This is a genomic window from Streptomyces pristinaespiralis (assembly GCF_001278075.1).
In the GTDB taxonomy this organism is placed as follows: domain Bacteria; phylum Actinomycetota; class Actinomycetes; order Streptomycetales; family Streptomycetaceae; genus Streptomyces; species Streptomyces pristinaespiralis.
The window spans coordinates 1,037,856-1,064,755 of sequence record NZ_CP011340.1; the positions used below are offsets into that span (position 1 = coordinate 1,037,856).

Below are 26,900 nucleotides of genomic sequence, written 5' to 3' on the forward strand. Positions count from 1 at the left end.
GCACCATGCACCGCACCACGCACACACTGAGATGTCAGGGACGCATCATCGCGACGGCCCTGGGATGCACCGCACTGGTCCTGACCGCCACCGCGGCGGCGAACGCCACTCCCCACCGGGACCTCGCCCGCCAGACGCTGCCCGCCCGCGACGGCTGGGCCTCGCTCGGCACCGGCACCACCGGCGGGGCCGCGGCCCGCCCCGCACAGGTGCACACCGTCACCACCTGGGAGGAGTTCCGGGCCGCGCTCGCCGGCGACGGCGACGCGCCCCGGATCATCAAGGTGAAGGGCACCCTCGACGCCACCGCGGCCGGCTGCGCCGCGTTCGAGGCGGCGGGCTACGACTTCGACACCTATCTCGCCGACTACGACCCCGCGGTATGGGGCTACGACACCCCGGTCAGCGGCGCCCAGGAGGACCTGCGCGCCGCGTCGGCGGACAACCAGGCACAGGCGATCAAGGCGTACGTGCCCGCGAACACCACCATCGTCGGCGTCGGCCGGGACGCGGGCATCGTCGGCGCCAGTCTCCAGATCAAGGGCGTCGACAACGTCATCGTCCGCAACCTCACGCTGGAGAGCCCGCTGGACTGCTTCCCCCAGTGGGACCCGACGGACGGCGCGACCGGCGCGTGGAACTCCGAGTACGACAGTCTCGTGGTGTACGGGGCCACCCATGTGTGGATCGACCACAACACGTTCACCGACGGGCGCCACCCCGACAGTTCGCTGCCGTCCTACTACGGCGAGCTGTACCAGCAGCACGACGGCGAGCTCGACATCGTCAGGGGCGCCGACCTGGTGACGGCGTCCTGGAACGTGTTCGCCGACCACGACAAGACCTTGATGATCGGCAACAGCGACAGCGCCGGCGACACGGACCGCGGCAAGCTGCGGGTCACGCTGCACCACAACCTGTTCCGGGCCGTCGTCGAGCGCGCGCCCCGGGTCCGCTTCGGCCAGGTCGACACGTACAACAACCACTACATCGTCGACAAGGACGCCTACGCCTACAGCTTCGGCATCGGCGCGGAGTCCCGGCTCGTCGCCGAGGCGAACTCGTTCACGCTCCCGGCGGGTGTGGGCGCGGGCCGGATCCTCAAGAAGTGGAAGGACGCTCCCGTCACCGCCGAGCGGAACCACGTCAACGGCCGGGAGGTCGACCTGGTGGCCGTCCACAACGCGGAGGTGCCGGAGGAGACCCTGCGGTCGGGCGCCGGCTGGACGCCCACGCTGCGCACCCGGGTCGACCACCCGCGGGCCGTCCCCCTGCTGGTCGGCCACCGGGCGGGCGCGGGCCGGCTGCGCTGAGACGAGAAGGAGCCTCATCATGGCCACGCACTCCCCCGGCGCGGCGGTCGGCCGCCGTGCGCTGCTCGCCGCGGGCGCCGGAGCGGCCCTCGCGCTCGCGGTGTCCAGCCCGGCCAGAGCCGTCACGGACCGCGCCCCTTTCGGACCGTTCGGTTCGCCCGGGGCCCGGCACGGCAGCCGGACGCTGTACGTCCACCCGGGCGGACTCGGCGACCACACCACCGTCCAGGGCGCGGTGTCGGCGGCGGGCGGCACCGGCTTCACGATCGTCGTCGCTCCCGGCGTCTACCGCGAGGTGGTGACAGTCGGTGAGGACCTCGCGGGTCTCACGCTGATCGGCGCGGGCCGGGACCCCCGTGACACCGTCATCGTGTACGACAACGCGGCCGGCACCCTGAAGCCGGACGGCTCAGGCACGTACGGCACCAGCGGTTCCGCCACCACCACGGTCCGTGCCGCCGGGTTCACCGCCCGCCGGATCACCTTCGCCAACGACTGGCTGCGGGCGGACCATCCGGAGATCAGCGGCACCCAGGCCGTCGCGGTCAAGGTGAGCGGCGACCGGTCGGCGTTCCACCACTGCCGTTTCCTGGGCCACCAGGACACCCTGTACGCCGACTCGCCCTCCGTGTCGACCGTGGCCCGGCAGTTCTTCTCGCACTGCTACGCGGAGGGGGACGTCGACTTCGTCTTCGGCCGCGGGCGTGCCGTGTTCGAGCACTGCCGCTTCCACACCCTCGCCAGGGACGTCGACTTCACCCCCAAGGGCATGGTGTTCGCCCCGTCGACCGCGCGGGACAACCCGTACGGCTACCTCGCCGTGCGGTGCCGGATCAGCAGCGCCGCTCAGGACGGCGCGTACAAGCTCTCCCGGCCCTGGGTGCCGAGTTCGGACCCGACCGCGTGGCCGTCGCTGGTGGTCCGCGACAGCGTGATCGGTCCGGGGATCGACGCGGTGCAGCCGTACACGAACATGCGGGACGCCTACCCGTGGCAGGCGCAGCGGTTCGCCGAGTACCGCAACAGCGGCCCCGGGGCCCGGGTCATCGTGCCGGAGAACCGGCCCCAACTGACCGCGGCCCAGGCCCGGTCGGCGACGCGGGAGGTGTATCTGGGCGACTGGGCGCCCTGGCGGAACGCCGGCTGACACCGCCGGCACCGCCACGACGCGGGGCCCCCGCCGGCCGCGGCCGGCGGGGGCCCTTCACCTTCTTCCGCGTCAGTCGTAGCTGATGTCGGAGGAGCTGTACCGGCAGTACGTGCCATCGGGACCGCTGCCGGTCTCGACCGGCTCGTCGCCGGAGTCGTTGCCCGTGTAGCGGATGCAGGGCTTGATCTTCCGGCTGCTGTCGCCGTGGATACGGACGTTGCGCAGGGCGGCCGTGTCACCGTAGTTGGTGTTGATGCCCACGAGGGACTTCCCCGGCGCGGTGATGTCCACGTCGTTGACGATGACCGACCGCTTGTACTGCGTGGAGCAGTTGCCGCAGGAGCGGACCAGTTTGCCGAAGTCGGAGACCTGGAACTTGGTGACGACCAGCTTGCCCGCGCCGTTGAACTGGAAGACCTTGTCGGACGCCTTCCGCGCGCCGCCGCCGTACACGGTGTAGACGGAACTCGCGGACTTGCCCTTGAAGCTGGCGGCGTCCTCGCCGACGTCCTCCCACCAGACGTTCTGCAGCGTGCAACTGCCCATGCAGTGCACGCCGTCGGCGGCGGGCGACCCGAGGACGACGTTCTTCAGGACGGCGCCGTCCTTGAGCTTGAATATGGGGGGCTGTCCCTCGCCCTGGCCTCCGTCGCCGAGGTCACCGCTGCCGTAGAACCGCTTCAGGCCGCCGTCGTAGGTGCCGGACACCTCGATGGTGGCGTTCACGGCCGAGCTGCCGTTGGGCTTGGGCCACGCGGTGGCCGCGCCGGCCGTGTTGAGCATGCTGGTGGTGACGATCCCGGTCACGGTCAGCCCGAGCGCCGCACCCAGCGCGGCGACCGTCCTGCGGCGCCGAAGGCTCCGCTTGTGTCGGCTCATGAGTTCTGGGCCCTTTCGGATGTGGGGGTGTGAAGACCTACGCCTCCAGGTCGCCGCAGAAAGGGCCGGGGTTGCCGCCCCGCGCGATTTTCTTTTCCGGCCGGTCAGGACGGTGTGCGCGCGAAGTCGCCCTGGACCGCGGCCGGTTCACCCGACGCCTCGGACAGGACGCTGTAGGTGTCCCCGGACGCGTCACGGCCGCCCTCGGCGTGGTCGTACTGGCCGGCGAAGACGTGCTGCCCCGGCGGTACCGTGCGCCCCGGCCGCAGCGTCCACCGGTACACCAGGGCGCCGCTCTCCTTGCGTACCAAGAAGTCGAAGTCGCCGGCCGGGCGGGTGCGCCAGCCGCCGGTGCTCGCCACGCCGCCGGTGTCGGTGATCCTCAGCTCCACGGTGAGCGAGGTCAGCGCCTTGCGGTTCTTCACCGTGACGTTGCTCTGCGCCCAGTAGCTGTTGCTGTGCGGGTCCACGGAGCCGTCGGACCACAGATGGCCGTCCTCCGTCCGCGCCGGGGACGGCCGCTCGGTGCCGCCCGGCTCCGGGGCGGTCGGCGCCGAACCCGTTGTGGCCGCCGCGCCGTCGTCGTGACCCATGGTCGCCACGGTGTGACCGCCGAGCGCCAGGACCGCCACGACCGCCGCCGTCGCTCCGGCGATCGTCAGCCGGCCCGCCCGGCCCGGCCTGTACGCCGGCACCGTACCGGCCGACTGCCGCCCTTGCGCCATGCCGCGTTCGACGCGGGCGAGCATCCGCTCCCGGTCGGGGCGGTGCGACGCCGCCGCCTCCCGCAGCCGCCTGCGCACCTCGTCCATCAGTTCCGGCCTCCGACCAGCTCAGAGGCTGCCATGGGACCCAGCAGCCGTTGCAGTTCCGCCATGCCCTTGGAGGTCTGGCTCTTGACCGTACCGACCGAGACGCCGAGCGCCAGGGCCGTGTCGCGCTCCGACAGGTCGAAGGCGTGGCGCAGTACGACGCAGGCGCGTTTGCGGAACGGCAGCGCACGCAGCGCCTCCCGCACGTCGACGACCACGGGGACGTCGGGTCCGTCGGCCTTCTCGGAGCGCTGCGACCAGAACAGCGCCACCCGGCGGCGTTCCCTGACGGCGCTCCTGATGCGGCTGCGGGCGAGGTTGGCGACGACGCCGCGGGCGTAGGCGACGGGATGGTCGGCGGCACGCGCACGGTCCCAGCGGTCCCACAGCGCGAGCATCGCGTCGGCGGCGAGGTCGTCGGCGGCGTCGGCCTCGCCGGTCAGCAGATGGGCGAGACGCGCGAGTTCGGCGTAGTGGCGCTCGAAGAACGCCTGGAACTCCACGCGCGCGTCATCGGTGGCTGTGGCCACGGTGTCCTCTCCCTCCGGTCCCGGCGCGGTGCGGCACGTCAGCGGGGAGCGGGGCCGGAGCTGGCCCGTACGGTCAGTTCGGGTGCGAGGAGCACCGTCCCCGCCGTCTCACCGCCGTCCAGTACGGCCACCACCTGCTCGACCGCGCGCCGGCCCATGTCCTGCGCGGGAACCGCGACGGCGGTGAGCGGCACCGAGGCTTGCGCCGCGACCTGGTCCGGACAGATGGCGACGACGGACACGTCCTCAGGGACGGCCAGCCGCTGCTGGCGCAGCAGGGCCAGCAGGGGGTCGGTGGCGGCCTCGTTCTGCACCACGAAGGCCGTGGTGCCGGGGCGTTCCTCGAGGATCCGTCCGAGGGTGGCGGCGACGGCGGTCCAGCCGCTCGCACAGGGGCGGTGCAGGAGCCGCATGTCGTGCGTCCCGGCGGCGGAGCGCAGTCCGGCGAGGGTGCGCTCGGCGAAGCCGGTGTGACGTTCGTAGACGCCGGGGGCCTCGCCGATGAAGGCGATCTCCCGGTGGCCGAGTCCGGCCAGGTGTTCCACGCACAGCGCCCCGGCCGCCGCGAAGTCGAGGTCGACGCAGCCGAGGCCGCCGGCGTCGGCGGGCAGCCCGATCAGCACGGCGGGACGCCGGGCGGTCCGCAGCAGCGGCAGGCGTTCGTCGTCGAGCTCCACGTCCATGACGATCATCGCGTCCGCCACCGCGCTGCCCTCGATGCGCCGCACGGCCTCCGGCCCCTCCTCGCCGGTGAGCAGGAGGACGTCGTAGCCGTGGGCCCGGGCCGTGGTGGTGACCGCCATGGCGATCTGGAGCATCACGGGCACATAGATGTCGGTGCGCAGCGGCACCATCAGCGCGATGATGCCGGACCGGTTGCTGGCGAGTGCGCGGGCGCCGGCGTGCGGCCGGTAGCCGAGTTCCTCGATGCTCCGCTCGACCCGCTCACGGGTGCTCCTGGAGATCGAGCGTTTGCCGCTGAGGACATAGCTGACCGTGCTGGCGGAGACGCCTGCGTGGCGGGCGACATCAGCAAGGGTGACCATTCGCGTACTCCACGGCGGAACGTTGTGACGCGCCTCGGCGTCCTGAGAGACCATGACCCTAAAGTTGCGGGTCATGGCCTGTCCAGGTCGGCCGAGGCGCGCCGGTGCGCCCGCGGGTCACCGCTCACGCGGTGTGCCCGCTGCCGGGGCCTCTCGTCCGGATCCGACGCGCCCGGTCCGAACGAAGGACCCTAGAGCGCCGGGTGGGCGTTCTTCATGAGCTCCTGGAACTGCGCGGAGAACCAGTGACCGGAGACCGGGGCACCGCCCAGCGCGCCGGACATGTTGTTCCCGTTGCGTACGTTGCCCGTGTAGGTCGGGTCGCACATCCGGTCGAAGCCCTTGCCCTCGTCGTTCGGGATCTCCGAGCTGGAGCCGTCGGACTCACCCGGGGGCTTGACCCACAGGTAGGCGTCGATGCCCGCCTCGGGAGCCGCCTTCGGCCGCTCGCCGAGACCCGCGCCCGCCTGGTTGCACCAGTTGCCGAGGTGGATCCGGCGGTCGAGCTTGCCGCCGTTCACATAGGTGTCGACGCTGGTCTGCGGCCCCGGTCCGGTGGGCCGTGCGGTGCCGCCCCAGCCGTTGCGGGAGGTGTCGATCAGCATGCCGATGTTGGAGGCGAAGCCGGCCTGCACCAGGCGCTGGCGGAAGGCCTGGGCGTAGGACAGCTCATCGACGTAGCGGTTCCAGTCGATCCACTTGGACTGGCGGACGGAGGTGCCGTTCACCGCGTCGTCGATCGTGTAGTACGACTCCTTGAGGATGCCGTAGTTGGCGGTGTTGGTGATGAAGCCGTGGACGTACTCCAGCTTGCTTCCCTCGGCCTGGGCGGCCTGGGCGAACAGGTCGGCGGACGGGCCGAAGTTGTCGTCCCAGCCGAGCCAGCCGTGGTGTCCGGCGTCGATGTAGTTGTAGACGTTGGGGATCGGGCCGAGCTTGGCCAGCGCGTAGCCGACGCCCTTGACGTAGTTGCCGTTCGCCTTCATCACGTCGCACTGCGGGGTGGCGGTGGGCCGGCTGCCCGCGTTGGTGATGAGGTTGGGCAGCGAGTCGATCTCGATGACGGTGGTGATGCGCAGACCCGCGTACTTCGGGTCGGAGACGGCCGCCGCGATCGGGTCGATGAACTCGCTCTTGTAGCGCGGGAGTTCCTCGGGGCCGAGCTCGCCGTTGGAGGCGAGGGCGGAGCAGTCGCGACCGGGCAGGTCGTAGACGACGATGTTGATGGCGAGCGGCTCGCCGCCGGACTGCTCGAGCGCCTCGTCGAGGTGGTCGCGCAGGCCCATTCCGCCGTTCACGCCCTCGATCGCCGCGATGCGGTCGAGCCACACGGAGGTCGAGGTGTTGGCGATGCGGCTGCCGCCCGGTTCGGCGGCTGCCTTCGCCGACCATTCGGGGTTGACGTACATCTTCGCGCCGACGAACGGGTTGTCGACCTTGTCACCGGCCGGAGGGTCGGTCGGAGGGTCGGTGGGCGGGTCGGTCGGCGGGTCGGTCGGCGGGTCGGTGGGCGTGGTGCCGCCGTTGCAGGTCACGCCGTTGACCGCGAAGGACGTCGGTGCGGTGTTGGTGCCGCTGTAGGAGAACTGGGCGCCCGGCGAGACGGTCGCGCCGCCGGCGATGGACCGGTTCCAGTCGGCGCCCTTGACCGTGACGGTGCTGCCGGACTGCGACCAGGTGCCGTTCCAGCCGCTGCTGAGCTTCTGGTTGCCCGAGTAGGCGTACGTCAGCGTCCAGTTCTCGATCGCGGTGGTGCCGGTGTTCTTGACGTTGACCGTGGTCGTGAAGCCGGAGCCCCAGTCGCTGGTCTGATAGTCGACGCTACAGGCGATCGCCGCGGCGGCGGCGGGCGTCTGCATGAGGGTGACGGCGCCGGCGCCGGTGGCCAGGAGGCTGCAGGCGGCCAGCAGGGCGGTGCGCTTTTGTCGCAGTGGTGGCGCGGTGGCACGGCTCATGGTGTCGCGGCTCATGGGGTGACGTGTCCTTTCGTCGGCGAATCGGGGGTGGGGACATTGCGCTGGTCGAGCAGCCGTGTGCACACGGCCTCACAGTGGGAGCGCTCCCAGCCAAGTGACCGAAAACGGGGGGCGGTTCTGTCCCGTCGCGGAGACTCTTTACGGGGATACGTGAACCGTCGCAGCGCGATACCGCCCGGTGCGGGCAGGACACCGGGCGGGGCAACGGCAAGGTGCGGGGGGTGACGCATGAGCGACTCCTTGCAGCTCGGACGCGCCGAAAACGGCGTGTCCCGTGATGGAACCGCTCCCACTGGTTGCACCGGAGGCTAGCGCCGAACGGCGGGGCAGAGAAGGGGACTTGGCAAATTTCTTTACGGAGCGCACTTCGCCACCCCGGTTTCTGTGACAACTCTTGACAGCCCCGGCCCACGACCTCACCGTGGGAGCGCTCCCACTGGTTCAAGGCTTGTTGCCCAGCATGCCCGTGCTCAACTCCCCGAGCCGCTAGGAGAGTCACCCCCATGTCTCCACCAGGAAGACGGCGCCCGCTGAGGCGCGTACTGACGGCGCTGGCCGCCGTCCTCTCGCTCCCCCTGACCCTGACCGCGACCGGTACGGCGCCGGCGCACGCCGCCGCCGTCCAGTGCAGCGTCGACTACCGGACCAGCGACTGGGGTTCCGGCTTCACCACCGACCTCACCATCACCAACCGCGGATCCGAGGTGATCGACGACTGGACCCTGACGTACGCCTACTCGGGGAACCAGAAGCTCAGCAACGGGTGGAACGGCACCTGGTCCCAGTCCGGCAGCAACGTCACGGTCAAGGCCCCCGCCTGGAGCCGGTCGATCGCCGCCGGTGCCGCCGTCAGCACCGGCGCCCAGTTCTCCTACAGCGGCACCAACGCCGCGCCCACCTCGTTCGCCGTCAACGGCACCACCTGCACCGGCGCCCACCAGCCGCCGATCGCCGTCCTCACCAGCCCGACGGCCGGCGCGGTCTTCTCCGCCGGCGACGCGATCCCGCTGGCCGCCACGGCCGCCGCGGCCGACGGCGCGAATGTCACCAAGGTCGAGTTCTACAGCGACACGACCCTGCTGGGCACGGACACCAGCTCGCCGTACACCTTCAGCGCCACCGGCCTCGCGGCCGGCGACTACTCGCTCTACGCCAAGGCCTACGACAGCCAGGGCGCCTCGGCCGAGTCGACCCCGGTCGGCATCACCGTGGCCACCGGCCCCGCACTGGTCGCCTCACCCACACAACTCGGCATCCAGCAGGGCGCGTCGGGGACCTTCGACGTCAAGCTGTCCACCCGGCCGTCCTCGAACGTCACGGTCTCTGTGACCCGCACGGCGGGCAACACCGGACTGAGCGTGAGCAGCGGCGGAAGCCTCACCTTCACCCCGTCGAACTGGAACACCGCGCAGAAGGTCACCATCGCCGCCGACAGCGAGGGAACCGGCGCGGCCACCTTCAGGGTGTCCGCTCCCGGCCACACGGCGGCCGAGGTGACGGTGACGCAACTGGGCGGCTCCAAGGAGTACGACGGGCGCTTCCTCGAGCTGTACGGGAAGATCACCGACCCCGCCAACGGCTACTTCTCACCCGAGGGCATCCCGTACCACTCCGTGGAGACCCTGATCGTCGAGGCCCCCGACCACGGGCACGAGACGACGTCGGAGGCGTACAGCTACCTGATCTGGCTCCAGGCCATGTACGGCCGGATCACCGGTGACTGGACGAAGTTCAACGGCGCCTGGGAAATCATGGAGAAGTACATGATCCCCACCCACGCCGACCAGGCCACCGGCTCCTTCTACGACCCGAACAAACCGGCGACCTACGCGCCCGAGCACGACCAGCCTTCCCAGTACCCGGCCGAGCTCCAGCCCTCCGTGACCTCCGGCAGGGACCCGATCGCGGCCGAACTGAAGAGCGCGTACGGCACGGACGACGTCTACGGCATGCACTGGCTCCAGGACGTCGACAACGTCTACGGATACGGCAACGAGCCCGGCAAGTGCGAGGCGGGGCCGAGCGCGACGGGCCCCTCCTACATCAACACCTTCCAGCGCGGCCCGCAGGAATCGGTGTGGGAGACCGTGCCGCAGCCGACCTGCGACAGGTTCGCCTACGGCGGCACCAACGGCTACCTGGACCTGTTCACCAAGGACGCGTCCTACGCCAAGCAGTGGAAGTACACCAACGCGCCGGACGCGGACGCCCGCGCCGTGCAGGCCGCCTACTGGGCCGACCTGTGGGCCAAGGAGCAGGGCAAGGGCTCCCAGGTCTCCGGAACCGTGGCCAAGGCCGCCAAGATGGGCGACTACCTGCGCTACGCCATGTTCGACAAGTACTTCAAGAAGGTCGGCAACTGCGTGGGTCCGACGACCTGCCCGGCCGGCACCGGTAAGGACAGCTCGCACTACCTGCTGTCCTGGTACTACGCCTGGGGCGGCGCGGCCGACACCTCGGCGGGCTGGGCCTGGCGGATCGGCTCCAGCCACGCGCACGGCGGTTACCAGAACCCGCTCGCGGCCTACGCGCTCAGCGCCTACGCCCCGCTGAAGCCCAAGTCGGCGACGGCGCAGGACGACTGGGCGAAGAGCCTGGACCGGCAGATCGAGTTCTACCGCTGGCTCCAGGCCGACGAGGGGGCCATCGCCGGCGGCGCGACGAACAGCGTCGGCGGACGGTACGAGGCGCCCGCGGCCGGCACGCCCACCTTCTACGGGATGGCGTACGACGAGAAGCCGGTCTACCACGACCCCCCGTCGAACCAGTGGTTCGGCTTCCAGGCGTGGTCGATGGAGCGGGTCGCGGAGTACTACCAGCAGACGGGTGACGCGCAGGCGAAGGAGGTGCTCGACAAGTGGGTCGACTGGGCGCTCTCCGAGACGACCGTCAACCCCGACGGCACGTTCCGGATCCCGTCCACGCTCCAGTGGTCCGGCAAGCCCGACACCTGGAACGCGGCGAACCCGGGCGCCAACGCCGGTCTGCACGTGACGGTGGCGGACTACACCCAGGACGTGGGCGTCGCCGGCGCGTACGCCAAGGTGCTGACGTACTACGCCGCACGGTCGGGTGACACCGAGGCCAAGTCCGTGGCCAAGGCGCTGCTCGACGGGATGTGGGACCACCACCAGGACGCGCTCGGCATCGCGGTGCCCGAGACGCGCACCGACTACAGCAGGTTCGACGACCCGGTGTACGTGCCCAGTGGCTGGACGGGCACGATGCCGAACGGCGACACGATCAACTCCTCGTCGACGTTCGCGTCGCTGCGCTCCTTCTACCAGGACGACCCCGCCTGGTCGAAGATCGAGAGCTACCTGGCGGGCGGCGCCGCACCGGAGTTCACGTACCACCGCTTCTGGGCGCAGGCGGACATCGCCCTCGCCATGGGGGCGTACGCGGAACTGCTCGAGTGACCCACGCCCGGTGAGCGCTCGCCCTTCGGTCCGTCGTCGAAGAGCGTCGCCACCGGACGGTCACTGAACCGAGCGGTTCGCCGAAGGCGGAGCCGGGCCGGCATCCAGCGTGATGCCGCCCGGCTCCGTCGTGCGTGCCCGCACCCGTGACTTCAGTCGCCCTGAGTCACTGACGTCACACGCAACGTTGAGTAGAGTTCCGACAGATCCGGAGGGAGACCGCATGTCCGAATTACTGACAGCCGCGGCTGTCATCGCCCCGTTCGTCAGCACCGCGGCGACATCCTTCGCCGGCGCCGTCGTCCAGTCGGCGCAGAGCAGACTGGCGGACGGTGCGGTGGAGAGAGGCCGCGTACTCCTGGGCCGGGTGCTGCGCAGGAATCCCGACGACCCGCCGTGCACCGAACAGGACGCCGCCGCGGCCACCGCCGTCGAGCAACTCTCCGCAGAGGACCGGCAGATCCTCGAGGCAGCGATCGGCACCTGGCTGACCAACGGGAACGACCTGAGCGCGGAGTCCCTGCGGTCGCACATCGAACTGGCCCACCGCACCACCCGCAGCGCCGACCGGATCGAGGTGACGTCGCACGGCGACGGCTCACCGGCGATCGGCAAGATGGAGACCGCGAACTTCTACTTCAATCCGCGTCCCGGTCAGGGGGCCGGTAGTTGACCGGTGAGCACCCGGTCGACAGCCGCGCGAGCACGAGCGGCGACCAGTCCCCGGCGATCGGGTTCGTCAGCAAGCTGTTCCTCAGCGTGTTCGTCGGAGACGTCGTCGAGTTCGCCGACAAGGCCAAGCGCTGGGGCGGCTGGAACTGGCCGCCGTTCCTGCTGGTCCTCTCCCTCGGCAGCGTCGCCCTGCTCAGCGCGCCCGACGGGCCGTTCCACCAGTTCGTGTGGGTCTACACCGCCATCGGCGCCGCCCTCGCACTGGCGCTGGCGCGGCTGATAGCTCCCTCCGGCGGGCGGAGGGCCCGCCGCTGGCGGGTGCTCGTGTCGGCGACGGCGGTGATCTGCGCGGTGGCCGGCACCATCGGCATGGACCACCTCGCGGAACACGGCGAGATCGATGTCACCGGCCGGACCCGTATCACCCCGGACACCGCCACGAACGGCTCGCGGCTGCGGCTCGTCGTGGACAGTGCCGCCGAGCGCTCTCGTCTGCGCCTGACCCTGACGATCACGGACGCGGCCCGCCGCTCCCAGTTCTGTGGACCGGAGACCACCTACACCGCCGAACTGCCGGGGAACGCGAACACCCGTGTGGAGGGGGTGCGGAGCGGCCAGGCGGTCGAGTTCCCCCTGGGCGGCCTCGAGGGCGAGATCGAGGCCCGGATCACCCTGCTGACCGACGAAGGCTGCCGGATGAGCCTTTCCGTCGCGGACGTCGTACTTCACGACTGAGAGGACACCGTGTCCGACATCCCGGAATCCCGGCTCCCCGCCGTACGCGTGCCGAGGCGCGTGGTCGGTGCGGCGACGGCCGTCGCCACCCTCGTGAGCCTGGCGGCCTGCTCCACCGAGGAACCGCGGCCGGAGTTCCTCGGCGTGAACAGGGTCACCGTCGCGATGCACAACGACCTGCCCGGCCTGTCCTACTCCTCGAACTACGACCGTTCGGGGCTGGACTTCCTGCTGCTCCAGCACATCGAGGAGGAGCTGGACGTCGCGTTCAGCGAGCCCGTCGACGTGTCCTCCGGCGACCGGGTGACCCAATTGCTGGAGAGGAAGGCGGACATGACGATCGCCTCGTTCTCCATCACCGCCGAGCGCATGGACGAGATCGACTTCGTCGGCCCCTATCTCACCACCCGGCAGGGCTTCCTCGTCGCGGCGGACTCCGATGTGGAGACCCTGGCCGACCTGCGCGGCACCACCATCTGCACCTGGGAGGGGACCACGTCCCAGGAGGCGCTGGACGACATCTTGGACACCGTGGGCGCGGACCCGGTCACCCTCGACGACGCGTCCGACTGCATCGACCAGCTGATCGCCGGCCAGGTCCAGGCGGTCTCCACCGACCAGGCGATCCTGTACGGCTTCGCCCGTCAGCACGAGAAGGACGGTCTGCGCGTGGTGCCGGACGTGACGATAGGAGCACCTCAGCACTACGGCATCGGGCTGCCGAAGGGATACGCGGCGGACTGCCGTCGCCTCGAGGCCTGGCTGAAGAGGCATGTGGGCACCAGCACCTGGATCCGTGACGTCGAGACGTCCCTGCCGGCGCTCACGGAGGAGGACCGCGGCTGGATCAGCAGCCACAAGCCGAGCAGCGCGGCGATCGAGGCCCGGTCCTGCCGGGACCGGACCAGCCCCTGAGCGCGGCGAGTGCCGGGACGGCCGTCGTGGTGGGTGCGCCGGCCGGACGGCCTGGCCAACGCGCGCGCCGGGTAAGGCGGTGAACAAAGATCGCGGGAGCGGCAGACTGGCCCCATGAACGCACCGGATCCCAAGGCCGACCTCCACTTCTACCTCCAGTCCGCCCGTGACGCCCTGCTGTGGAAGCTCGAAGGGCTCTCCGAGTACGAGGTCCGCCGCCCGCTGACGCCGACCGGCACCAACCTCCTGGGCCTGGTCAAGCATGTGGCCGGTGTGGAGCTGGGCTACCTCGGTGACACCTTCGGACGGCCGTCCGGCGAGCCGCTGCCCTGGCTCGAGGACGGTGCCGAGGCCAACGCCGACATGTGGGCCACCGCCGACGAGTCACGCGAGTACATCGTGGAGCTCTACCACCGGGCCTGGGCCCACGCGGACGCGACGATCGACGCACTGGCGCTGGAAACGATCGGCACGGTGCCGTGGTGGCCCAGCAGCAGGAACGAGGTGACGTTGCATCATGCCGTCGTGCGCGTGATCGCCGATACCCACCGGCACGCGGGGCACGCCGACATCCTCCGGGAACTCACGGACGGTGCGGTCGGGATGAACAGGAACAACGACAGCATGGCGCCGGGCGACGCGGCGTGGTGGGCGAAGCACCGCAGCCGGCTGGAGCGTACGGCAGAGGAGGCCGGCCGCCGGGCGTGAAGGGCCCGGTGCCGCCGGAGGCGCCTCACGCCTGACCGCCGCGGCGGCGTCTCCGGCACGGTCTGCGCGTGGTCCACGTCTCCGGCACGGTCTACGCGTGGCGCCGGCGCGCTCGGCGCGTGGCCCGCCGGCCCGGCGTTGCGCCGCTCCGCCGGTGCAGCCCCACGGGCCCGCGCCCGTGGTGAACGCCTCGCAGGGCGGTTACCGGGAGCCGGCCGGCGAGCGCCACATCCCCCACAGCACCGGCCCGCCCCCGGGGAGCCGCAGCTCCTCACGCACGGTGAAGCCGAAGTGCTCGTAGAAGGGGAGATTGGACGGCTTGGAGGACTCCAGGTAGGCGGGCAGACCCGCCGCGTCGGCCTTGGCCAGTCCCGAGCGCAGCAGGGCGGCCCCGTGTCCCTGGCCCTGGGCGGCCGGGTCGGCGCCGATCATGGCCAGGTACCAGTGCGGTCCCCGGGGCGTGTGCTTCGCGGCCGTCTCGACGGCGTCCCTGAACAGCGGAGCCCGGTCGCCCAGGATGTCCTGGAGTTCCTGGATGGTTTCCGCGTCCGGAACGGCCTTGTCCTGCGCCCCCGGCGGCACCCAGAACGAAGCCGCCGCCCCGGTGCGCTCGCACACCCCGTGGTGGACGTACTGCCGGGTGAAGATCGTGGCGAAGTAGCGGCCCAGCACCGCCTCGCGCGACTCGTCCTCGGGGAAGAACCAGCGCATCATCGGGTCGTCGTCGAAGGCGCGGGCCAGGGTGCCGCTGATCAGCCGAGCGTCGTCGATCGTTGCCGTTTCCGGCGTGTTCGTTATCGCCATGAGGGTCATTCTGCACCCGATGATCTTGAACGCCGGCGCGGGGTCCCGGCACGTCCGCGGGGGCGAGCCGGGGCCGATGAACCGCTCACGAGGGGAAGTCCGGACATGGAGTTCGGTTGCGGAAACCTCACTACGCACCGGCCGCCGCTGCCGTCGGCGCGATCACGCTCGTCGCGGCGGCGACGGGAACGGCCGACGCCGCGGACACGTCGCTGACGCTGACCCGCAGCGGCAGCACCATCGGCACCATGACCCACCTCGCCCCGGACCGGACACGTTCCGCGTCTGCGACAAGCGGGCGGACGGCCACCGGGTGACCGGCAAGCTGTACCTGTACGTGGCCGGATGGCAGTTGAAGGAGACCCGGTCGGACGGCGGCGACGCCGGCTGCGACCACTTCGACGACAACGTCGTGGTGGTGGCGCGTCCGTTCAGACGGGCGCGCGGCTGCCACCGTATGCCGTGGCCGGGGCCTTCCGCGCGTCGAGGCTGTCCAGAACGCCCCTGACCAGGAGTCCCTGGGCCACCACGTAGGTGAGCATGATCCAGAAGTCGGGCCGCGGCAGCTGCGGCCAGTCGGCCAGGCCGGTGGCGATCAGCGTGTCCGACAGCAGGAACAGGGCACCGCCGATCGCCGCGAGGAGCCCGAGCCGTGCCGCGCGGAACGCCATTGTGGTGAGCAGCAGGCTGTACGCCGCGACGGGAATCCGGAGCCCGCCCGGCAGGTCGCTCCACATCAGGACGAGGGTGACGACCAGCACGAGGCCGTAGGCGCCGGCGAGCAGACCGGTGCGGCCGTGGGGCGTGCCGCACCGGGCGAAGAGCACGAGGTAGCAGACGTGTCCGACGGCGAAGCCGCCCATGCCGGCGAGGAACGCCGGGTCGGCGTCGAACATCAGGAGCATATCGCCGCACCAGCCGAAGAACAGGGCGGCGATGAGAAGCCTCGGGGCGCCCCTTTCCACCGCGTATGCGGCGAGCAGTGGCAGCAGCAGAGGTTTGCAGACGGTGTGCCCGAGGTCCCAGTCGGCGAGCAAGGAGCCAAGGTCCCAGGCGACGGCGACGGCGAACGCGCCCGCGATGACGCGTCTCACGCGACACGCTCCGGGGCCGGCTCGGGGGCGGGCTCCGGCGACCAGCCGGGACCGCGCAGCACCCGCCCGGCGCGCTCGCTCCAACTGGCCGCGGCCCTCAGGTCCTTGGCGATGGACAGGTACTCATGGGTGGCGACCTTCAGCGGGTTGTACGTCTCGATGTTCTTGGTCAGCCCGAAGACGCAGCGCTCGGTCTCCGGCACGAAGGTGCCGAACGCTCGGTCCCAGACGATCAGGATCCCGCCGAAGTTCCGGTCCAGATAGCCGCCTTGGGAAGCGTGATGGACACGGTGGTGGGACGGGGTGTTGAAGGCGAACTCGTACCAGCGGGGCAGCTTGTCGATGCGCTCTGTGTGGATCCAGAACTGGTAGACGAGGTTCGCCGAGGAGCAGAAGGCGAGCGCGGCCGGGTGGACTCCACAGGCGATCAGTGGCAGGTAGAACGGCCAGGAGGTGACCGAGGTCCAGGGCTGGCGCAGCGCCGTGGAGAGGTTGAACTTCCGGCTGGAGTGGTGGACCACATGGCAGGCCCAAAGGATCCGGATGACGTGGTGCCCGCGGTGGGACCAGTAGTAGAAGAAGTCCTGCGCGAGCAGCATCAGCACGATCGTCCACCAGAGCACCGGCACCCGCAGCGGCGTGAGCTCGTACACCGCGGTGTAGACCGCGACGACCGGGATCTTCCACAGGAAGTCGGAGAACAGGCTGCCGAGCCCCATGCTGATGCTGGTGGCGGCGTCCTTGGTCTCGTATCCTGCGGCGTCCTCGTCGGGATGCAGACGTACGGCGACGATCTCGACGGTCGTGAGCAGCACGAAGGCGGGGATGGACCACAGCACGACATCGGGCAGGTTCGGCATCTGTGCACGGTAAGGGTGCTGGTCGGGCCTGCGCCAGGGGTTGTTACCCCCAAGTATTTCCGGCGGTACGGGTCGGGATGTTCGGCGGTCTTCACCCATGTCGTGCGGGGACGGGCGGGGCACCGTCGGCGTCGGCCTGTCCGGGTGCGGGTGATGTGGGCCTGTGTGAACCTGGCCGCGGAACCATGCCGTCAATGACCAGGGAGCGGGTCGTGAACCAGCTCGGAGACAAGCCGGAAGAGGTCCGCAAGCGGCTCGAGGAGGAGAAGCGCCGGAACGGGAAGGGCCGGCCCGATGGTGAGAAGACCGGCGATGCCGCGGAACGGGCCGACAGGTCCGGCGAGGCGTCTGCCTCCGAAGGAGAATCACCGGGGAACGAGGAGCAGAACCCTTTGTGAGGTCGGGTCGCCGTCAGCACCCGGACGCCCCCGCCCGCAGCACCGGACCCGCGAAGATGCGGGAGTACAACGCCGACACCCCGACATCCCTGGTCGAGGCGGCAAGCCCGCAGTGGTTCTGGATGGAAGAGCGCTTTCCCGGCGCCGACCAGTGGAACTCGCTCCACGAACGCCTGGTCGCCGCCTGGCGGCGTCAGTCCCCACTGCTGCCGCCCGGCCCGGTCCACTTCGCGCACACCGACGGTGACGAGTGCGGCGAGGACCTGATGACCGTCGCCTATCTGCGGGAGACCGCCGAGCAGGCGGGCATACCGACCGAGGCACTGTCGGTGGAACGCATCGGCTGGGACCGGATCACCGGCCGCTTCGTCGACGAGAGGCTGCGCTTCATCCGCAGCTGCTTCAAGCTCTACCGTTCCTATTCAGTGAGCAGGAGTGAGTCTTGGACCCATTCCTGGTCACTGCGGGCACCCCGAACGGTGTTGGATGCCCTGGTTGCCCGCGTTCGTTCCGCGTCCGGGGGCACGCATCGTGTGCGTGGTCCGGGAATGCGGGGGCGGGTTTCCTCACGCCCAAGCGCACGCCGGTCGGCCTGGACGGTCCGATGCCCCGCACGATCGCTCCGGTCGTGCGGGGGCGGTGCCGTCCGTCGCCGGACCGGGTGCCCTTGGGCGCGTCTGCCGATCGCGATGCTCGCCGCATCGTGCCGGCTGGTCCTACGGGTGGTGCTGGTGAGGGGCTTCTGCCAGTGCTGGGCGCCCCACTTGGATGTGTAGGCCGGGTCGACGGCGATGATCGCGATGCCGATGGCGTCGGCCATGGAGACGAGGCGGGCACGCAGGCGTCCGGTGGGCATGCCGGAGATCAGCTGCCGGAACCTTCGCCTGCGGCCGTGCTTCTCCCTGGTCTTCTCGGCCTGGAAGTCGAGGTCCTCGACCGCGATGGCTGTGACGCCGCAGGCCTTGGCCCAGTGCAGGAGGCGGGTGAGGGCGTGGCGGACTTGGGCGTCGCGGTGGGGGGCGGTGCCGGTGAGGTCGTAGGCGAAGCGGCGTGGATCGCCGCACGGGTTGCCGTGGGTGCCCAGGCGCCAGGCGGCGAGGTGGTCGGCGTTGGTGTCGACCCCGATCACGCCGTGGGCGAGGGCGGCTTCGAGCGGAACGGTCTGGGCGGCTGGGATCTGCCAGGAGGCGGTCACATACCAGCGGCCGCGTCCGGTGTCGTGGTGGATGCGGTAGGCCACCGCCCGGTTGGCCGCCACCCGGTCCGCCCACTCGGTGCCCCGGTGCGCGAAGGAGACCTTCGTGGCGAGTGCGTACCGGCCGTGCGCGGCGTTCGCCAGATGCGCCAGCGGGGCCGGGAGCTTGATGCTGACCTCACCTTCGGGAGTGACGCGGATCGTCTCGTTGCCGAACCTCTTCCCCGACTCACCATCCGCCTGGAAGAACCAGCGCCCAGCCTCCCACCGCCGGCGCCACTGGGCCTCGGTCAGCCCCGCATCGGCGAGGTGATGCCGGGTACGGGCCAGCCGTCGGCCGCCGCGCACCACACGTACCCGGCCCGCGTCCCTCTCGGCCCGCACCCGCTCGAGCCGGTCCTCCAGCACCCGCAGGCGCCGGGTCTTGGCATGCCACTCCCGCCGCGAACGGTAACCACCCGCGGCACGCTTCGTGCCCTTGTGTCCGACCGGCAGCGACAACCGATGCCGGATCACCTTGACACCGGCTTCGAGGTTCTGGATGTGCGCGGCCTGCCCGCGCCGGGCCAGTGCCCACTGATCGTGCGTGGCCTTCGTGACCGACCCCGCCCACCTGGACGACGACACCCCCGTCAGGCCGCGCTTCCGGGCCGCCCACGACTCGGCGGAGTGCTCCAGCCCGTCAGCGCAGCGGGCCATCAAGTCCCGCGAGGCCAGCGAGCCGAGATGCGCACCCACCAGCCGCAGCACCTCCTCGTCCCCGGCCGTCAGGCCCTTGAGCCGCGTACGCACTGCCACACCCGAAGGTCCGGTGACCACGAACGGCACCGCCACCTCCCGCAGACCACCCACCATGTCCACCCCCTCCGCACCGGACCACCCACACCCGCCACCACCCCCAACGACCCGCCCCCGCAAAGGTCACCCATTCGACACACGAACCCCCATCCGCCCTCCCACACCACAGCCCACAACCACTCACCTGTACACGGCAGAACTCACTTATACGAAGTCGAACAGCAGCAGTTCACGGCCCTGGGAGTGGCTGGTCACCGACCACTTCGGTCCGCATGTCCTCGACACCCTGGACAACGGCGGCGGCACCGGTACCACCTGCTGGATCGAGCCCGCCTGGAAGATGCTCCTGTCGAACAAGGCGCTGCTGGCGGTCCTGTGGGAGCTCTACCCGGGCCACCCGAACCTGCTCGCCGCCCACCTCGACGGACCGCGCGACCTGGCCGACGGCACGGGCTGGGCCGCCAAGCCACTCCTCGGACGGGAGGGGCCGGGATCACCCTGCACGCACCGGGCGACGCGCCCGTGGTGCGCGAGGAGCCCTGCTGCTACCAGGAGTTGGCTCCGCTGCCCGACTTCGACGGCAACCGCGTGGTGCTGGGCGCCTGGGTCGTCGAGGGTGAGGCCGCCGGTCTCGGGATCCGGGAGTCCGCGGGGCCGGTCACCGACGGATACGCCCGGTTCCTGCCCCACGTGATCCTCCAGCCGGGCGCCTGATCCGTCGACGCCCTGCCCGGGACCGGCCCGGCCACAGGGCAGGCGGCCCGTCAGCCGTCACGCCTCGGCGGGGCCCGACCCGCTCAGGCCAGCAGGACGTCCTCGCCCGCCGTCACGGGGACGACCTGCCCCGCCGACGGCGCCTCGGCCTTCACCGGTGTCCCGAAGTCCGACAGCGTCATCGTGGTCATGGCCTTCATACCGCCGAAGTAGGACAGCCGGGCCTGTACGGCGCGCCCCTCGTCGTCGACCCACACGTCCGCGTAGACGGGCACGTCGTCGCCCAGCTTCTCGCGCATGTCCTCCAGCCCCCGTTTCGTCTCCGTCGTCATCCGGAGCGTCGCCGTGGCGTGGTCGATCGTGCCCCGGTAGTGCACCGCGGGGGCGCCGTTCACCTGCTCCTTGCCCTCGTTCGACACCTGCCGCATCGCCTTCATCTGGCGGAGCAGGTGCTCGGGGTCGTTCAGCGGCGCCCGCAGGAAATAGCGGGTCAGGGCCTCGCTCCGGTCGGCCGAGGCCCACTTGCCCTCGTCCACCGCCCGCGAGCCCCGCACGTAGACGGTGTCGCCGACGAAGACCTCCTCGACAGGGTCCATGCCGCTGTCCTCGAGCTCCACCGTGAGCCGGCCCCTGTCTCCCGCCAGGTCGAAGGCGCCGGCGATCGCGAACACGTACGTCGTGGGGCTGTCGGCGGACCGCAGCTCGATCTTCTCGTCCACGCGGGCACTGGACGCGCTCGTCCTCTCGATCGCGGCACGCACGGCCGCCCCGTGATCCACGGCCTTCTTCGCCCTCTCCCCCGAGTCACGGTCCGGACCGCCGGAACAGGCGGTGCAGAGCAAGAGGACGGCGGCGGAGAGGAAGTGGGCGCGGCGCATGGGCCCTCCGGGGAATCGGTACTGCGCGGGATGGAGCCCGAAAGGGCCTGGAGATCTTCGCACGAAACCGGTGACGGGCCCCGGGGATCCCGGCCTTGACGTCCCTGTCCGCACAAGTACCGCCGAACACCGTCCCGCCGCCCACGCCCTGTGCCACAGTGCGTCGGGGAGTCGTCACGACCGACGTACAGACGCTGGGGGGAGCGGTGAGGGTACGCAGGCTGCTGTCGTTCTCGGACGCGCTGGTGCTGTTGGGCGGTGACCCGCCCGCCGTTGCCGCGCTGGACCGGGCGCTCGGCGGAGCGCTGAACCTCGCGACCGGCGGCGTCGGCGACGGCTTGCTGCGGATCGCCGACGCCCGCGGCAGTGTCCTGGGACTGGGCCGCGACGCCGTACGCGGCGTGGGACAGCGCCTGGGCCGGGCCGACGGCCGCGCCCGGCGGACCGAGTTGCTGCACGCCGCCCACACCGTGATCGTCGTCCTCGCCTGGTTCCAGGCCCTGGAGGAACTGCGGCTCCCCGTCCACGTCGACGACCTGGAGCTGACCCGCCGGGAACAGCTCGCCCTCGCGGGAGCACCGCGACCGGAGGGCAGCGGCGCCGCGTTCGTCCGCTCGCTGGCCGCGACCGACTTACCGCACCCCGCGCCACACCGTCCCTTCGAGGCGGTGACCGGCGAACTGGCGGGCTGGTACGAGGGTCTGTCGGCGCGCTTCCTCGACTTCGCCGAAGGACTTCACGTCTGGAGTGCCCAGACGGAAGCCGCACGCGCCGAGGCCCGGCGGGCCCTGAGCACCGAGCTGCCCCGTGAAGCGGTCCGGCAGTACGAGGCCCTGTATGCCCAGCTGGCCCAGCAGGCACCGGAGTTCGGCTTCTGGACGGCCCAGGTGGAACACCGGGCCACCCGGGCGGAGGTGCGCCGCTCCCTGACCGGCGTGGCCGACCTGCTGGCCGACCTGGCGCGGACCGCCCATCCGCCCACGGACGTCGCCGCCGCACTCTCCCGCTCCTACGAGGCCGTCCTGACCCGCCCCGTTCTCGACGCGTCGACCGGACCCGAAGGCATCCGCGTACCGACCCTGCGGGAGATGTACCTCGACCCGGACTTCCGGGTCCGCGAGGTCGCCGGTCACAGCGGACCGGCCACCGAGTCCTGGTGGGAACAGGCCACGGTGCGCCACGACCTGACCTCCTACCTCGCCGGAGCCCTCACCTCCGCCGGGCTGGCCGAGACGCCCCTCCTGGTGCTCGGGCAGCCGGGCGCGGGCAAGTCCGTCCTCACCCGGGTCCTGGCCGCCCGGCTCCCCTCCGCCGGCTTCCTGCCCGTCCGCGTACCGCTGCGGGACGTCCGCGCCGAGGACGACCTCCAGGACCAGATCGAGCAGGCCGTACGCAGCGCGACCGGGGAGAGGACGTCCTGGCCCGAGCTGGTCCGATCGGCGGGGACCGCCGTGCCCGTCCTGCTGCTCGACGGATTCGACGAACTGCTGCAGACCACCGGGGTCCACCACAGCGACTTCCTCTCCCGCGTCGCCCGTTTCCAGCAGCGTGAGGCGGAACAGGGCCGCCCCGTCCGGGCCCTCGTCACCAGCCGCATCGCCGTGGCCGACCGCGCCCGCTACCCGGAGGGCCTCGTCGTCCTGCGCCTGGAGCCCTTCCGCCCCGAGCAGATCCGCCGCTGGCTCGCCCTGTGGAACGAGGCGAACGCCGGCAGTTTCGCCTCGCGCGGGCTGCGACCGCTGTCCTGGGCCGCCGTCGCCCGTCACCAGGCACTCGCCGCGCAGCCGTTGCTGCTGACCATGCTGGCGCTGTACGACGCCGCCGACAACGCGCTGCGGCGCGACAGCGACGGTCCTCTCGACGAGGGCGAGCTGTACGAGGAACTGCTCACCTCCTTCGCCCGCCGCGAGATCGACAAGACCGGCCCCGCGCCCGCGGCCGCACCGGACGAGGAAGCGCGTGCCCGCGCCGAGCGGGAACTGCAGCGCCTGTCCCTCGTCGCCTTCGCCCTGCACAACCGCCGCCGGCAATGGGTCTCCGCCACCGAACTCGACGCGGACCTCACAGCGCTCCTCGGCCGGTCCTCCGTCGACGCGTCAGGGTTCCGCACCCCGCTCGGCGCCGCCGACGTGGCGCTCGGCCGCTTCTTCTTCGTCCAGCGCGCCCAGTCCGTGCGCGACGGTCGCGTGCTGGCCACGTACGAGTTCCTGCACGCCACCTTCGGCGAGTACCTGGTCGTCCGCCTCGCCCTGCACGTGCTCACCGGCATGCTCGGGCAACGGCCGGCCCTGTCCCTCGCCGAGAGCAGTGTCGACGACGACCTCGCGTACACACTGCTGTCGTACGCCCCGCTGTCCTCGCGGCAAATGCTGCGCTTCGCCGGATCGATGGTGCGCCGGATTCCCGGTGACGAGCGCGAACGGCTGGCGCGCCTCCTCATCCGCGTACTCGAACAGCACGCCGATCGCACGGACGAACCCCGCCCCGCCTACCGCCCGGGCCGCCTGCGTACCTCGGCCCGGCACGGCATCTACGGCGCCAACCTGGTCCTGGTCATCCTGATCCTGAAGGGCCGCACCACCGCGCGGGAGCTGTTCCCGTACTGGACGGACCACGCAAGCGCCTGGCACCGGCATGTGCTGCTGTGGCGTTCGTCGTTCGACGAGGAGCAGTGGACGGACTTCGCCCTGTCCGTGTCGACCCGGCATGCCTGGAGCGGGAGCGGCAGGGAACTGGAGATCGCTCTCCGGACGGGCGAGCCGTCCCCGCCGGACCCGCTGGACATGAACTGGCTGTACCGCTATCCCCGGGACAACGACGGCCCCGGCTGGTCGCGCACCTACTGGGACGAGCTGTGGCACAAGCTCGATGTCTCCGGGGGCACGAACGACGCCGTCGTACGGCACGCCATGGACCCGGTCTTCGTGTGGCTCGGACCGGCCGTCACCACGTTCGTCACCTCGCCGGGCGGACCGGCCACGTCCCTGGCACACGATGTGCTGCGGCTGCTGATCGGCGGCAGCGACGAGCTCCCGGCAGGCGAACCGCACGCGCTGCGCGACCGGGTGCTGCGCGGCCTCGACCGCGTGCCGCCCGAGGTGCGCGCACGAGTGCGGCGGCTGCTCGAGGAGCACCTGCGACCGCCCGGCGACGCCTGAGCGGCCCGATGCGCACGTCAGGTCGTGCGAGCCGTACCACCCCGGCTCGCCGTCCCGGCCCGCAGGTGCCCGTGGCGGGGGCCGGGGAGCGGCCCGTCGCCCTCACCGGGGAGCGGGCCCTGGCCGCTCCTGGCGGCGACCATGTCCGCGAAGGCGCGGGCCAGCGGCGACAGGGCGTCCCACTGCCGCACGGCCCACCCCGCCGAGAGGGCGGGGAGCTCCGGGATCGGCACGAAGCGCAGCGAAGGATGGGCGGATCCGCTCCAGCCGGGCAGGGCGGGGACGACGGCGTGGCCGACGCCGAGTTCGGCGAGGAGGATCGCGGTGTCCCAGTCGGCGACGCCGGTGTCCGAGGTGACGTGGACGCCCCATTCGGCGAAGGCCGCGTCGAGCCGGGCGCGCGAGGTGGAGTTCTCGGGCAGCCGGATGTGGCGGATGCCCGTGAGATCCCCCGGTTCGATACGGCTCCGGGCGGCGAGCGGGTCGTCCGCGTGGACGGCGAGCACCCAGGGCAGGTCGATCACCCGGCGCTGCTCGATGCCGCGTACGGGAGCGCCGATGGTGATCCATGCCAGATCGAGGTCGTGGGCCGCGAGTGCCTCGAAGCAGCTGCGGCTGGAGTTCTCCGTCTGGAACTCCAGGCTGACCTGCGGGTGCAGGCGCCGGAATTCGACGACCGCCGCCGACATGAAGTGGCGCACGGTGGTGGCGCCGGTGGTGATGCGTACCGAGCCGCCGTCGCCGCGGACGAGGTCCGCGAGGCGTCGCAGTGCGACGTCGAGGCCGGCGATGCCGTCCGCGGCTGCGGCCTGGAGGAGCCGGCCGGCCTGGGTGGGCACGACGCCGCGCGGATGCCGTTCCACCAGGTCGGTCCCGATCTCCCGCTCGAGCCGCTTCACATGCTGGCTGACGGCGGACTGGGTGCAGGACAGTTCGCGGGCGACGGCGCTGAGGCTGCCGGCGCGACACACGGCGACGAAGACGCGCAGATCATCGAGAGTCATCAGAGAGCCAAGATATTTCTTGGGCTGCTGCAAGGAAACCCTAGGATTGACTTGGGAGTTGAGTCTCGCGAGGATCTTTGTGGATCCAGGGCGGCAACCTGGAACGCGTGACGACGTGCTCCAGGTGCCGACCCGTCCGCGCGCGCCCCGCGCCTGCGGGGCCCGGGGCAGCACGGCCGGCCCGCCGCACGCTTCGACCAGGGCCCGGGCCGCGCCTCTGTCCGTGCCGAGCAGTCCGGGCCGCCGGCTCTTGTGGTCCGGCGGGATGGAAGACTGGGCGGCCGGGAACGGTACAGAGGGAGCGGACGAGACCGTGCGACTGCGACGGGGGCGCAAGGGCCTCACGGGCCTGGCCATGCTGAGTGTGCTGACGATGACGGCGACGACCGGCTGCGGCGCTCTGCTTCTGGAGGACAAGGGCCCGCTCCCGCCACGCTATTCGGGCCCGCCGCTGCCCGCGGACACCGTGGTCTCGGACCTGACCTCGGCTCTCAAGGCCGAGGGCATCACGCTGGAGCGGACGCCGCAGGAACTGATCCCGACCGAGTGCCACGAGCGCTTGACGGGTGAGCACGAGTCGGCGACGGCGGACACGGCCGTGCAGGCCGGATTCGACCGGGCGCGGTCGGACCACGGCTGGCAGTCCGGTCGTGAGATGGGTGAGGGTTGGCTCGTCCTCCGCAAGGGCAACTGGACGGCTGCGACCGTCCTGCCCGGCGCCTCGGGCGCGGACGCGACCCCCACATCGCTGATCGTGATCACGCTGATGTGCGACGGTGGCCGCTCGAAGTCGTCACCCACGGACTCCGCGCGTCCGTCACCCGCGGCCTCCTAGGACCCGTCCCGTCCTCGGTCGTGTGACAAGCCGGGCGACCAGGGCCCGCGGGGAGGCTGTCGGGCTTCTCGTGCGGCCTGCCCGGGCGATTCTCGCGGCAGGTCCTGGCCCTGCGCGGGAAGTGCCGGCACGTGCGGATCATCGTGCGCCCACATGAAGGACCGCCGGCGTCGGCGGCCCCCGACTGGTCGCGGGGCCGAGCGACACCGGTCCGCCATCGCCGAGGCCCGCGCCGCCTACGACGATGCGGCGGAGCTTGCCCCGACGCATGCTGAAACGGCCCCGGGCAGGCTTCCTGGCCCGACGGCGAGCTGAGCTCGAACCGGGCCCGCCACCGGCGTCACGAGCCCGACATGCCCTGTCCGGCTCGGCATGTGTCCGCTCGGAGATCTTCCTCGTGACTGTCGAGCCAGCGTCGTGCCGCCAGGCTCAGCGGTGGCTCGTCCGGCTCGTCCATCGTTCCCTCCGCCACCGCCTCTGCCCACCGCCGCAGGACCTGCGAACGGTGCGGCGCTGTCAGCACGGAGGTGCTGATGTCGTGCTCCCATGTCGTCGCGAAGCACAGGACGTTCCCGTCGAGCGAGAGCATGCGGAACTCGGGGCGGCAGGGCGCGCTGCCGAGCAGTCCGGCGGCACCCTTGCCCATGATGTCCCACCCGTTCCGCAGCTCGACGCAGAACCACCGGGAGGAGCGGTTCTGCTCCGGCCGGAGCGCGAGCAGGAACCTGCGGTCGGTCTCCGAGAACAGCCCTCCTTCGACCGACAACCGGTACCAGTCGGCGTTCGCCTTCTCGCGCAGCTGCGGCTCGAGGACGTCCAGCACGGCCTCGACGCGCCCTTCCTGGGGCGGGCAGCTCGGTGCCTGGCCGGTGACAATGGGCGGGATGAGCCCTTCGGGCTCGGTCCACCCGTCCACGATGCGCAGACCCGCCGCGGCAAGAGACTTCATGATCCCCATCATGCCGTTCCCGCCGGTCGGCACACGAGGCAGGGCGGTGGGCGGCTTC

At 71.2% G+C, this 26,900-nt stretch carries 23 protein-coding genes and 2 pseudogenes; 13 read left to right on the forward strand and 12 right to left on the reverse strand.

From position 1 onward, the window contains the following. Window positions 1-5: 5 nt before the first annotated feature. Both SPRI_RS04260 and SPRI_RS04265 read left to right on the forward strand, forming a co-directional pair. A complete protein-coding gene (locus SPRI_RS04260) occupies window positions 6-1,313 on the forward strand; it encodes a pectate lyase family protein (RefSeq protein ID WP_005308666.1) in 1,308 nt (435 codons plus the stop codon). Window positions 1,314-1,332: 19 nt separating this feature from the next. Beyond that, window positions 1,333-2,460 (forward strand): pectinesterase family protein, encoded by a 1,128-nt coding sequence (locus SPRI_RS04265; protein WP_005308667.1) that lies wholly within the window; start codon window positions 1,333-1,335, stop codon window positions 2,458-2,460. Between the two features lie 72 nt (window positions 2,461-2,532). On the opposite strand, the gene SPRI_RS04270 is transcribed toward SPRI_RS04265, so the two are convergent. From SPRI_RS04270 to SPRI_RS04290, 5 genes are all read right to left on the reverse strand, one after another. Then, window positions 2,533-3,342 carry a pectate lyase gene (locus SPRI_RS04270; protein ID WP_005308668.1) on the reverse strand — a complete coding sequence of 270 codons (810 nt, stop codon included), beginning with the start codon at window positions 3,340-3,342 and terminating at the stop codon, window positions 2,533-2,535. Between the two features lie 104 nt (window positions 3,343-3,446). Further along, window positions 3,447-4,154 carry a hypothetical protein gene (locus SPRI_RS04275; protein WP_053556701.1) on the reverse strand — a complete coding sequence of 236 codons (708 nt, stop codon included), beginning with the start codon at window positions 4,152-4,154 and terminating at the stop codon, window positions 3,447-3,449. Beyond that, window positions 4,154-4,684 carry a SigE family RNA polymerase sigma factor gene (locus SPRI_RS04280; RefSeq protein ID WP_037773134.1) on the reverse strand — a complete coding sequence of 177 codons (531 nt, stop codon included), beginning with the start codon at window positions 4,682-4,684 and terminating at the stop codon, window positions 4,154-4,156. The genes SPRI_RS04275 and SPRI_RS04280 overlap by 1 nt, the downstream gene beginning before the upstream one ends. A gap of 38 nt (window positions 4,685-4,722) precedes the next feature. Continuing rightward, a complete protein-coding gene (locus SPRI_RS04285) occupies window positions 4,723-5,730 on the reverse strand; it encodes a LacI family DNA-binding transcriptional regulator (protein WP_005308674.1) in 1,008 nt (335 codons plus the stop codon). Between the two features lie 191 nt (window positions 5,731-5,921). Beyond that, window positions 5,922-7,685, reverse strand: coding sequence for a glycoside hydrolase family 6 protein (locus tag SPRI_RS04290; protein WP_037775876.1), 1,764 nt, complete (start codon window positions 7,683-7,685; stop codon window positions 5,922-5,924). Between the two features lie 524 nt (window positions 7,686-8,209). Between SPRI_RS04290 and SPRI_RS04295 the strand changes: the two genes are divergently transcribed. The 5 genes from SPRI_RS04295 (at window position 8,210) to SPRI_RS04315 (ending at window position 14,155) form a co-directional block, all read left to right on the forward strand. Continuing rightward, a complete protein-coding gene (locus SPRI_RS04295) occupies window positions 8,210-11,125 on the forward strand; it encodes a glycoside hydrolase family 48 protein (RefSeq protein WP_005308678.1) in 2,916 nt (971 codons plus the stop codon). A gap of 223 nt (window positions 11,126-11,348) precedes the next feature. Continuing rightward, the gene (locus SPRI_RS04300; protein ID WP_106428387.1) at window positions 11,349-11,798 is read left to right on the forward strand and encodes a hypothetical protein; all 450 of its coding nucleotides are present in this window, start codon (window positions 11,349-11,351) and stop codon (window positions 11,796-11,798) included. Further along, the gene (locus SPRI_RS04305; RefSeq protein ID WP_005308681.1) at window positions 11,795-12,532 is read left to right on the forward strand and encodes a hypothetical protein; all 738 of its coding nucleotides are present in this window, start codon (window positions 11,795-11,797) and stop codon (window positions 12,530-12,532) included. Before SPRI_RS04300 ends, SPRI_RS04305 begins: the two co-directional genes overlap by 4 nt. A 9-nt stretch (window positions 12,533-12,541) precedes the next feature. Beyond that, the gene (locus tag SPRI_RS04310) at window positions 12,542-13,447 is read left to right on the forward strand and encodes a transporter substrate-binding domain-containing protein (RefSeq protein ID WP_005308683.1); all 906 of its coding nucleotides are present in this window, start codon (window positions 12,542-12,544) and stop codon (window positions 13,445-13,447) included. 114 nt (window positions 13,448-13,561) lie between these two features. Beyond that, on the forward strand, window positions 13,562-14,155 hold the full coding sequence (locus tag SPRI_RS04315; RefSeq protein ID WP_005308685.1) for a DinB family protein: 594 nt from the start codon (window positions 13,562-13,564) through the stop codon (window positions 14,153-14,155). 201 nt (window positions 14,156-14,356) lie between these two features. Here SPRI_RS04315 and SPRI_RS04320 read toward each other — a convergent pair whose 3' ends face one another. Then, the gene (locus tag SPRI_RS04320) at window positions 14,357-14,959 is read right to left on the reverse strand and encodes a GNAT family N-acetyltransferase (protein ID WP_037775877.1); all 603 of its coding nucleotides are present in this window, start codon (window positions 14,957-14,959) and stop codon (window positions 14,357-14,359) included. Between the two features lie 116 nt (window positions 14,960-15,075). On the opposite strand from SPRI_RS04320, the gene SPRI_RS36800 reads away from it, so the two are divergent. Then, window positions 15,076-15,276, forward strand: coding sequence for a hypothetical protein (locus SPRI_RS36800; RefSeq protein WP_005308689.1), 201 nt, complete (start codon window positions 15,076-15,078; stop codon window positions 15,274-15,276). Window positions 15,277-15,390: 114 nt separating this feature from the next. Here the strand turns inward: SPRI_RS36800 and SPRI_RS04325 are convergent, their stop codons facing one another. Beyond that, window positions 15,391-16,053, reverse strand: a complete 663-nt coding sequence (locus SPRI_RS04325; protein ID WP_005308692.1) for a lysoplasmalogenase — start codon at window positions 16,051-16,053, stop codon at window positions 15,391-15,393. Continuing rightward, window positions 16,050-16,913: a sterol desaturase family protein gene (locus SPRI_RS04330; protein ID WP_005308694.1), complete on the reverse strand. Its 864-nt coding sequence runs from the start codon at window positions 16,911-16,913 to the stop codon at window positions 16,050-16,052. The genes SPRI_RS04325 and SPRI_RS04330 overlap by 4 nt, the downstream gene beginning before the upstream one ends. Window positions 16,914-17,125: 212 nt before the next feature. Here SPRI_RS04330 and SPRI_RS04335 point away from each other — a divergent pair, with 212 nt between their 5' ends. Both SPRI_RS04335 and SPRI_RS36805 read left to right on the forward strand, forming a co-directional pair. Next, window positions 17,126-17,311 carry a hypothetical protein gene (locus SPRI_RS04335; protein ID WP_158685129.1) on the forward strand — a complete coding sequence of 62 codons (186 nt, stop codon included), beginning with the start codon at window positions 17,126-17,128 and terminating at the stop codon, window positions 17,309-17,311. A gap of 41 nt (window positions 17,312-17,352) precedes the next feature. Then, window positions 17,353-17,724, forward strand: a pseudogene (locus tag SPRI_RS36805) (glutathionylspermidine synthase family protein); the annotation flags it as partial. Window positions 17,725-17,729: 5 nt separating this feature from the next. Here the strand turns inward: SPRI_RS36805 and SPRI_RS04340 are convergent. Next, window positions 17,730-19,358 carry an IS200/IS605 family element transposase accessory protein TnpB gene (locus tag SPRI_RS04340; protein ID WP_037775878.1) on the reverse strand — a complete coding sequence of 543 codons (1,629 nt, stop codon included), beginning with the start codon at window positions 19,356-19,358 and terminating at the stop codon, window positions 17,730-17,732. Window positions 19,359-19,539: 181 nt separating this feature from the next. On the opposite strand from SPRI_RS04340, the pseudogene SPRI_RS04345 reads away from it, so the two are divergent. Further along, window positions 19,540-20,018 (forward strand): annotated as a pseudogene (locus tag SPRI_RS04345) (glutathionylspermidine synthase family protein); the annotation flags it as partial. 83 nt (window positions 20,019-20,101) lie between these two features. Here SPRI_RS04345 and SPRI_RS04350 read toward each other — a convergent pair. Continuing rightward, window positions 20,102-20,896, reverse strand: coding sequence for an LppX_LprAFG lipoprotein (locus SPRI_RS04350; RefSeq protein WP_106428388.1), 795 nt, complete (start codon window positions 20,894-20,896; stop codon window positions 20,102-20,104). Window positions 20,897-21,102: 206 nt separating this feature from the next. On the opposite strand from SPRI_RS04350, the gene SPRI_RS04355 reads away from it, so the two are divergent. Continuing rightward, a complete protein-coding gene (locus SPRI_RS04355) occupies window positions 21,103-24,054 on the forward strand; it encodes an NACHT domain-containing protein (protein ID WP_053556702.1) in 2,952 nt (983 codons plus the stop codon). Window positions 24,055-24,071: 17 nt separating this feature from the next. Here the strand turns inward: SPRI_RS04355 and SPRI_RS04360 are convergent, their stop codons facing one another. Beyond that, window positions 24,072-25,058 carry a LysR family transcriptional regulator gene (locus tag SPRI_RS04360; RefSeq protein ID WP_005308702.1) on the reverse strand — a complete coding sequence of 329 codons (987 nt, stop codon included), beginning with the start codon at window positions 25,056-25,058 and terminating at the stop codon, window positions 24,072-24,074. A 313-nt stretch (window positions 25,059-25,371) separates the two neighbouring features. Between SPRI_RS04360 and SPRI_RS04365 the strand changes: the two genes are divergently transcribed. After that, window positions 25,372-25,893, forward strand: a complete 522-nt coding sequence (locus SPRI_RS04365) for a hypothetical protein (RefSeq protein WP_158685130.1) — start codon at window positions 25,372-25,374, stop codon at window positions 25,891-25,893. A gap of 340 nt (window positions 25,894-26,233) precedes the next feature. Here SPRI_RS04365 and SPRI_RS04370 read toward each other — a convergent pair whose 3' ends face one another. Beyond that, complete coding sequence (locus tag SPRI_RS04370; RefSeq protein ID WP_078535462.1) at window positions 26,234-26,842, reverse strand: hypothetical protein; 609 nt, start codon at window positions 26,840-26,842, stop codon at window positions 26,234-26,236. Between the last annotated feature and the right edge of the window lie 58 nt (window positions 26,843-26,900).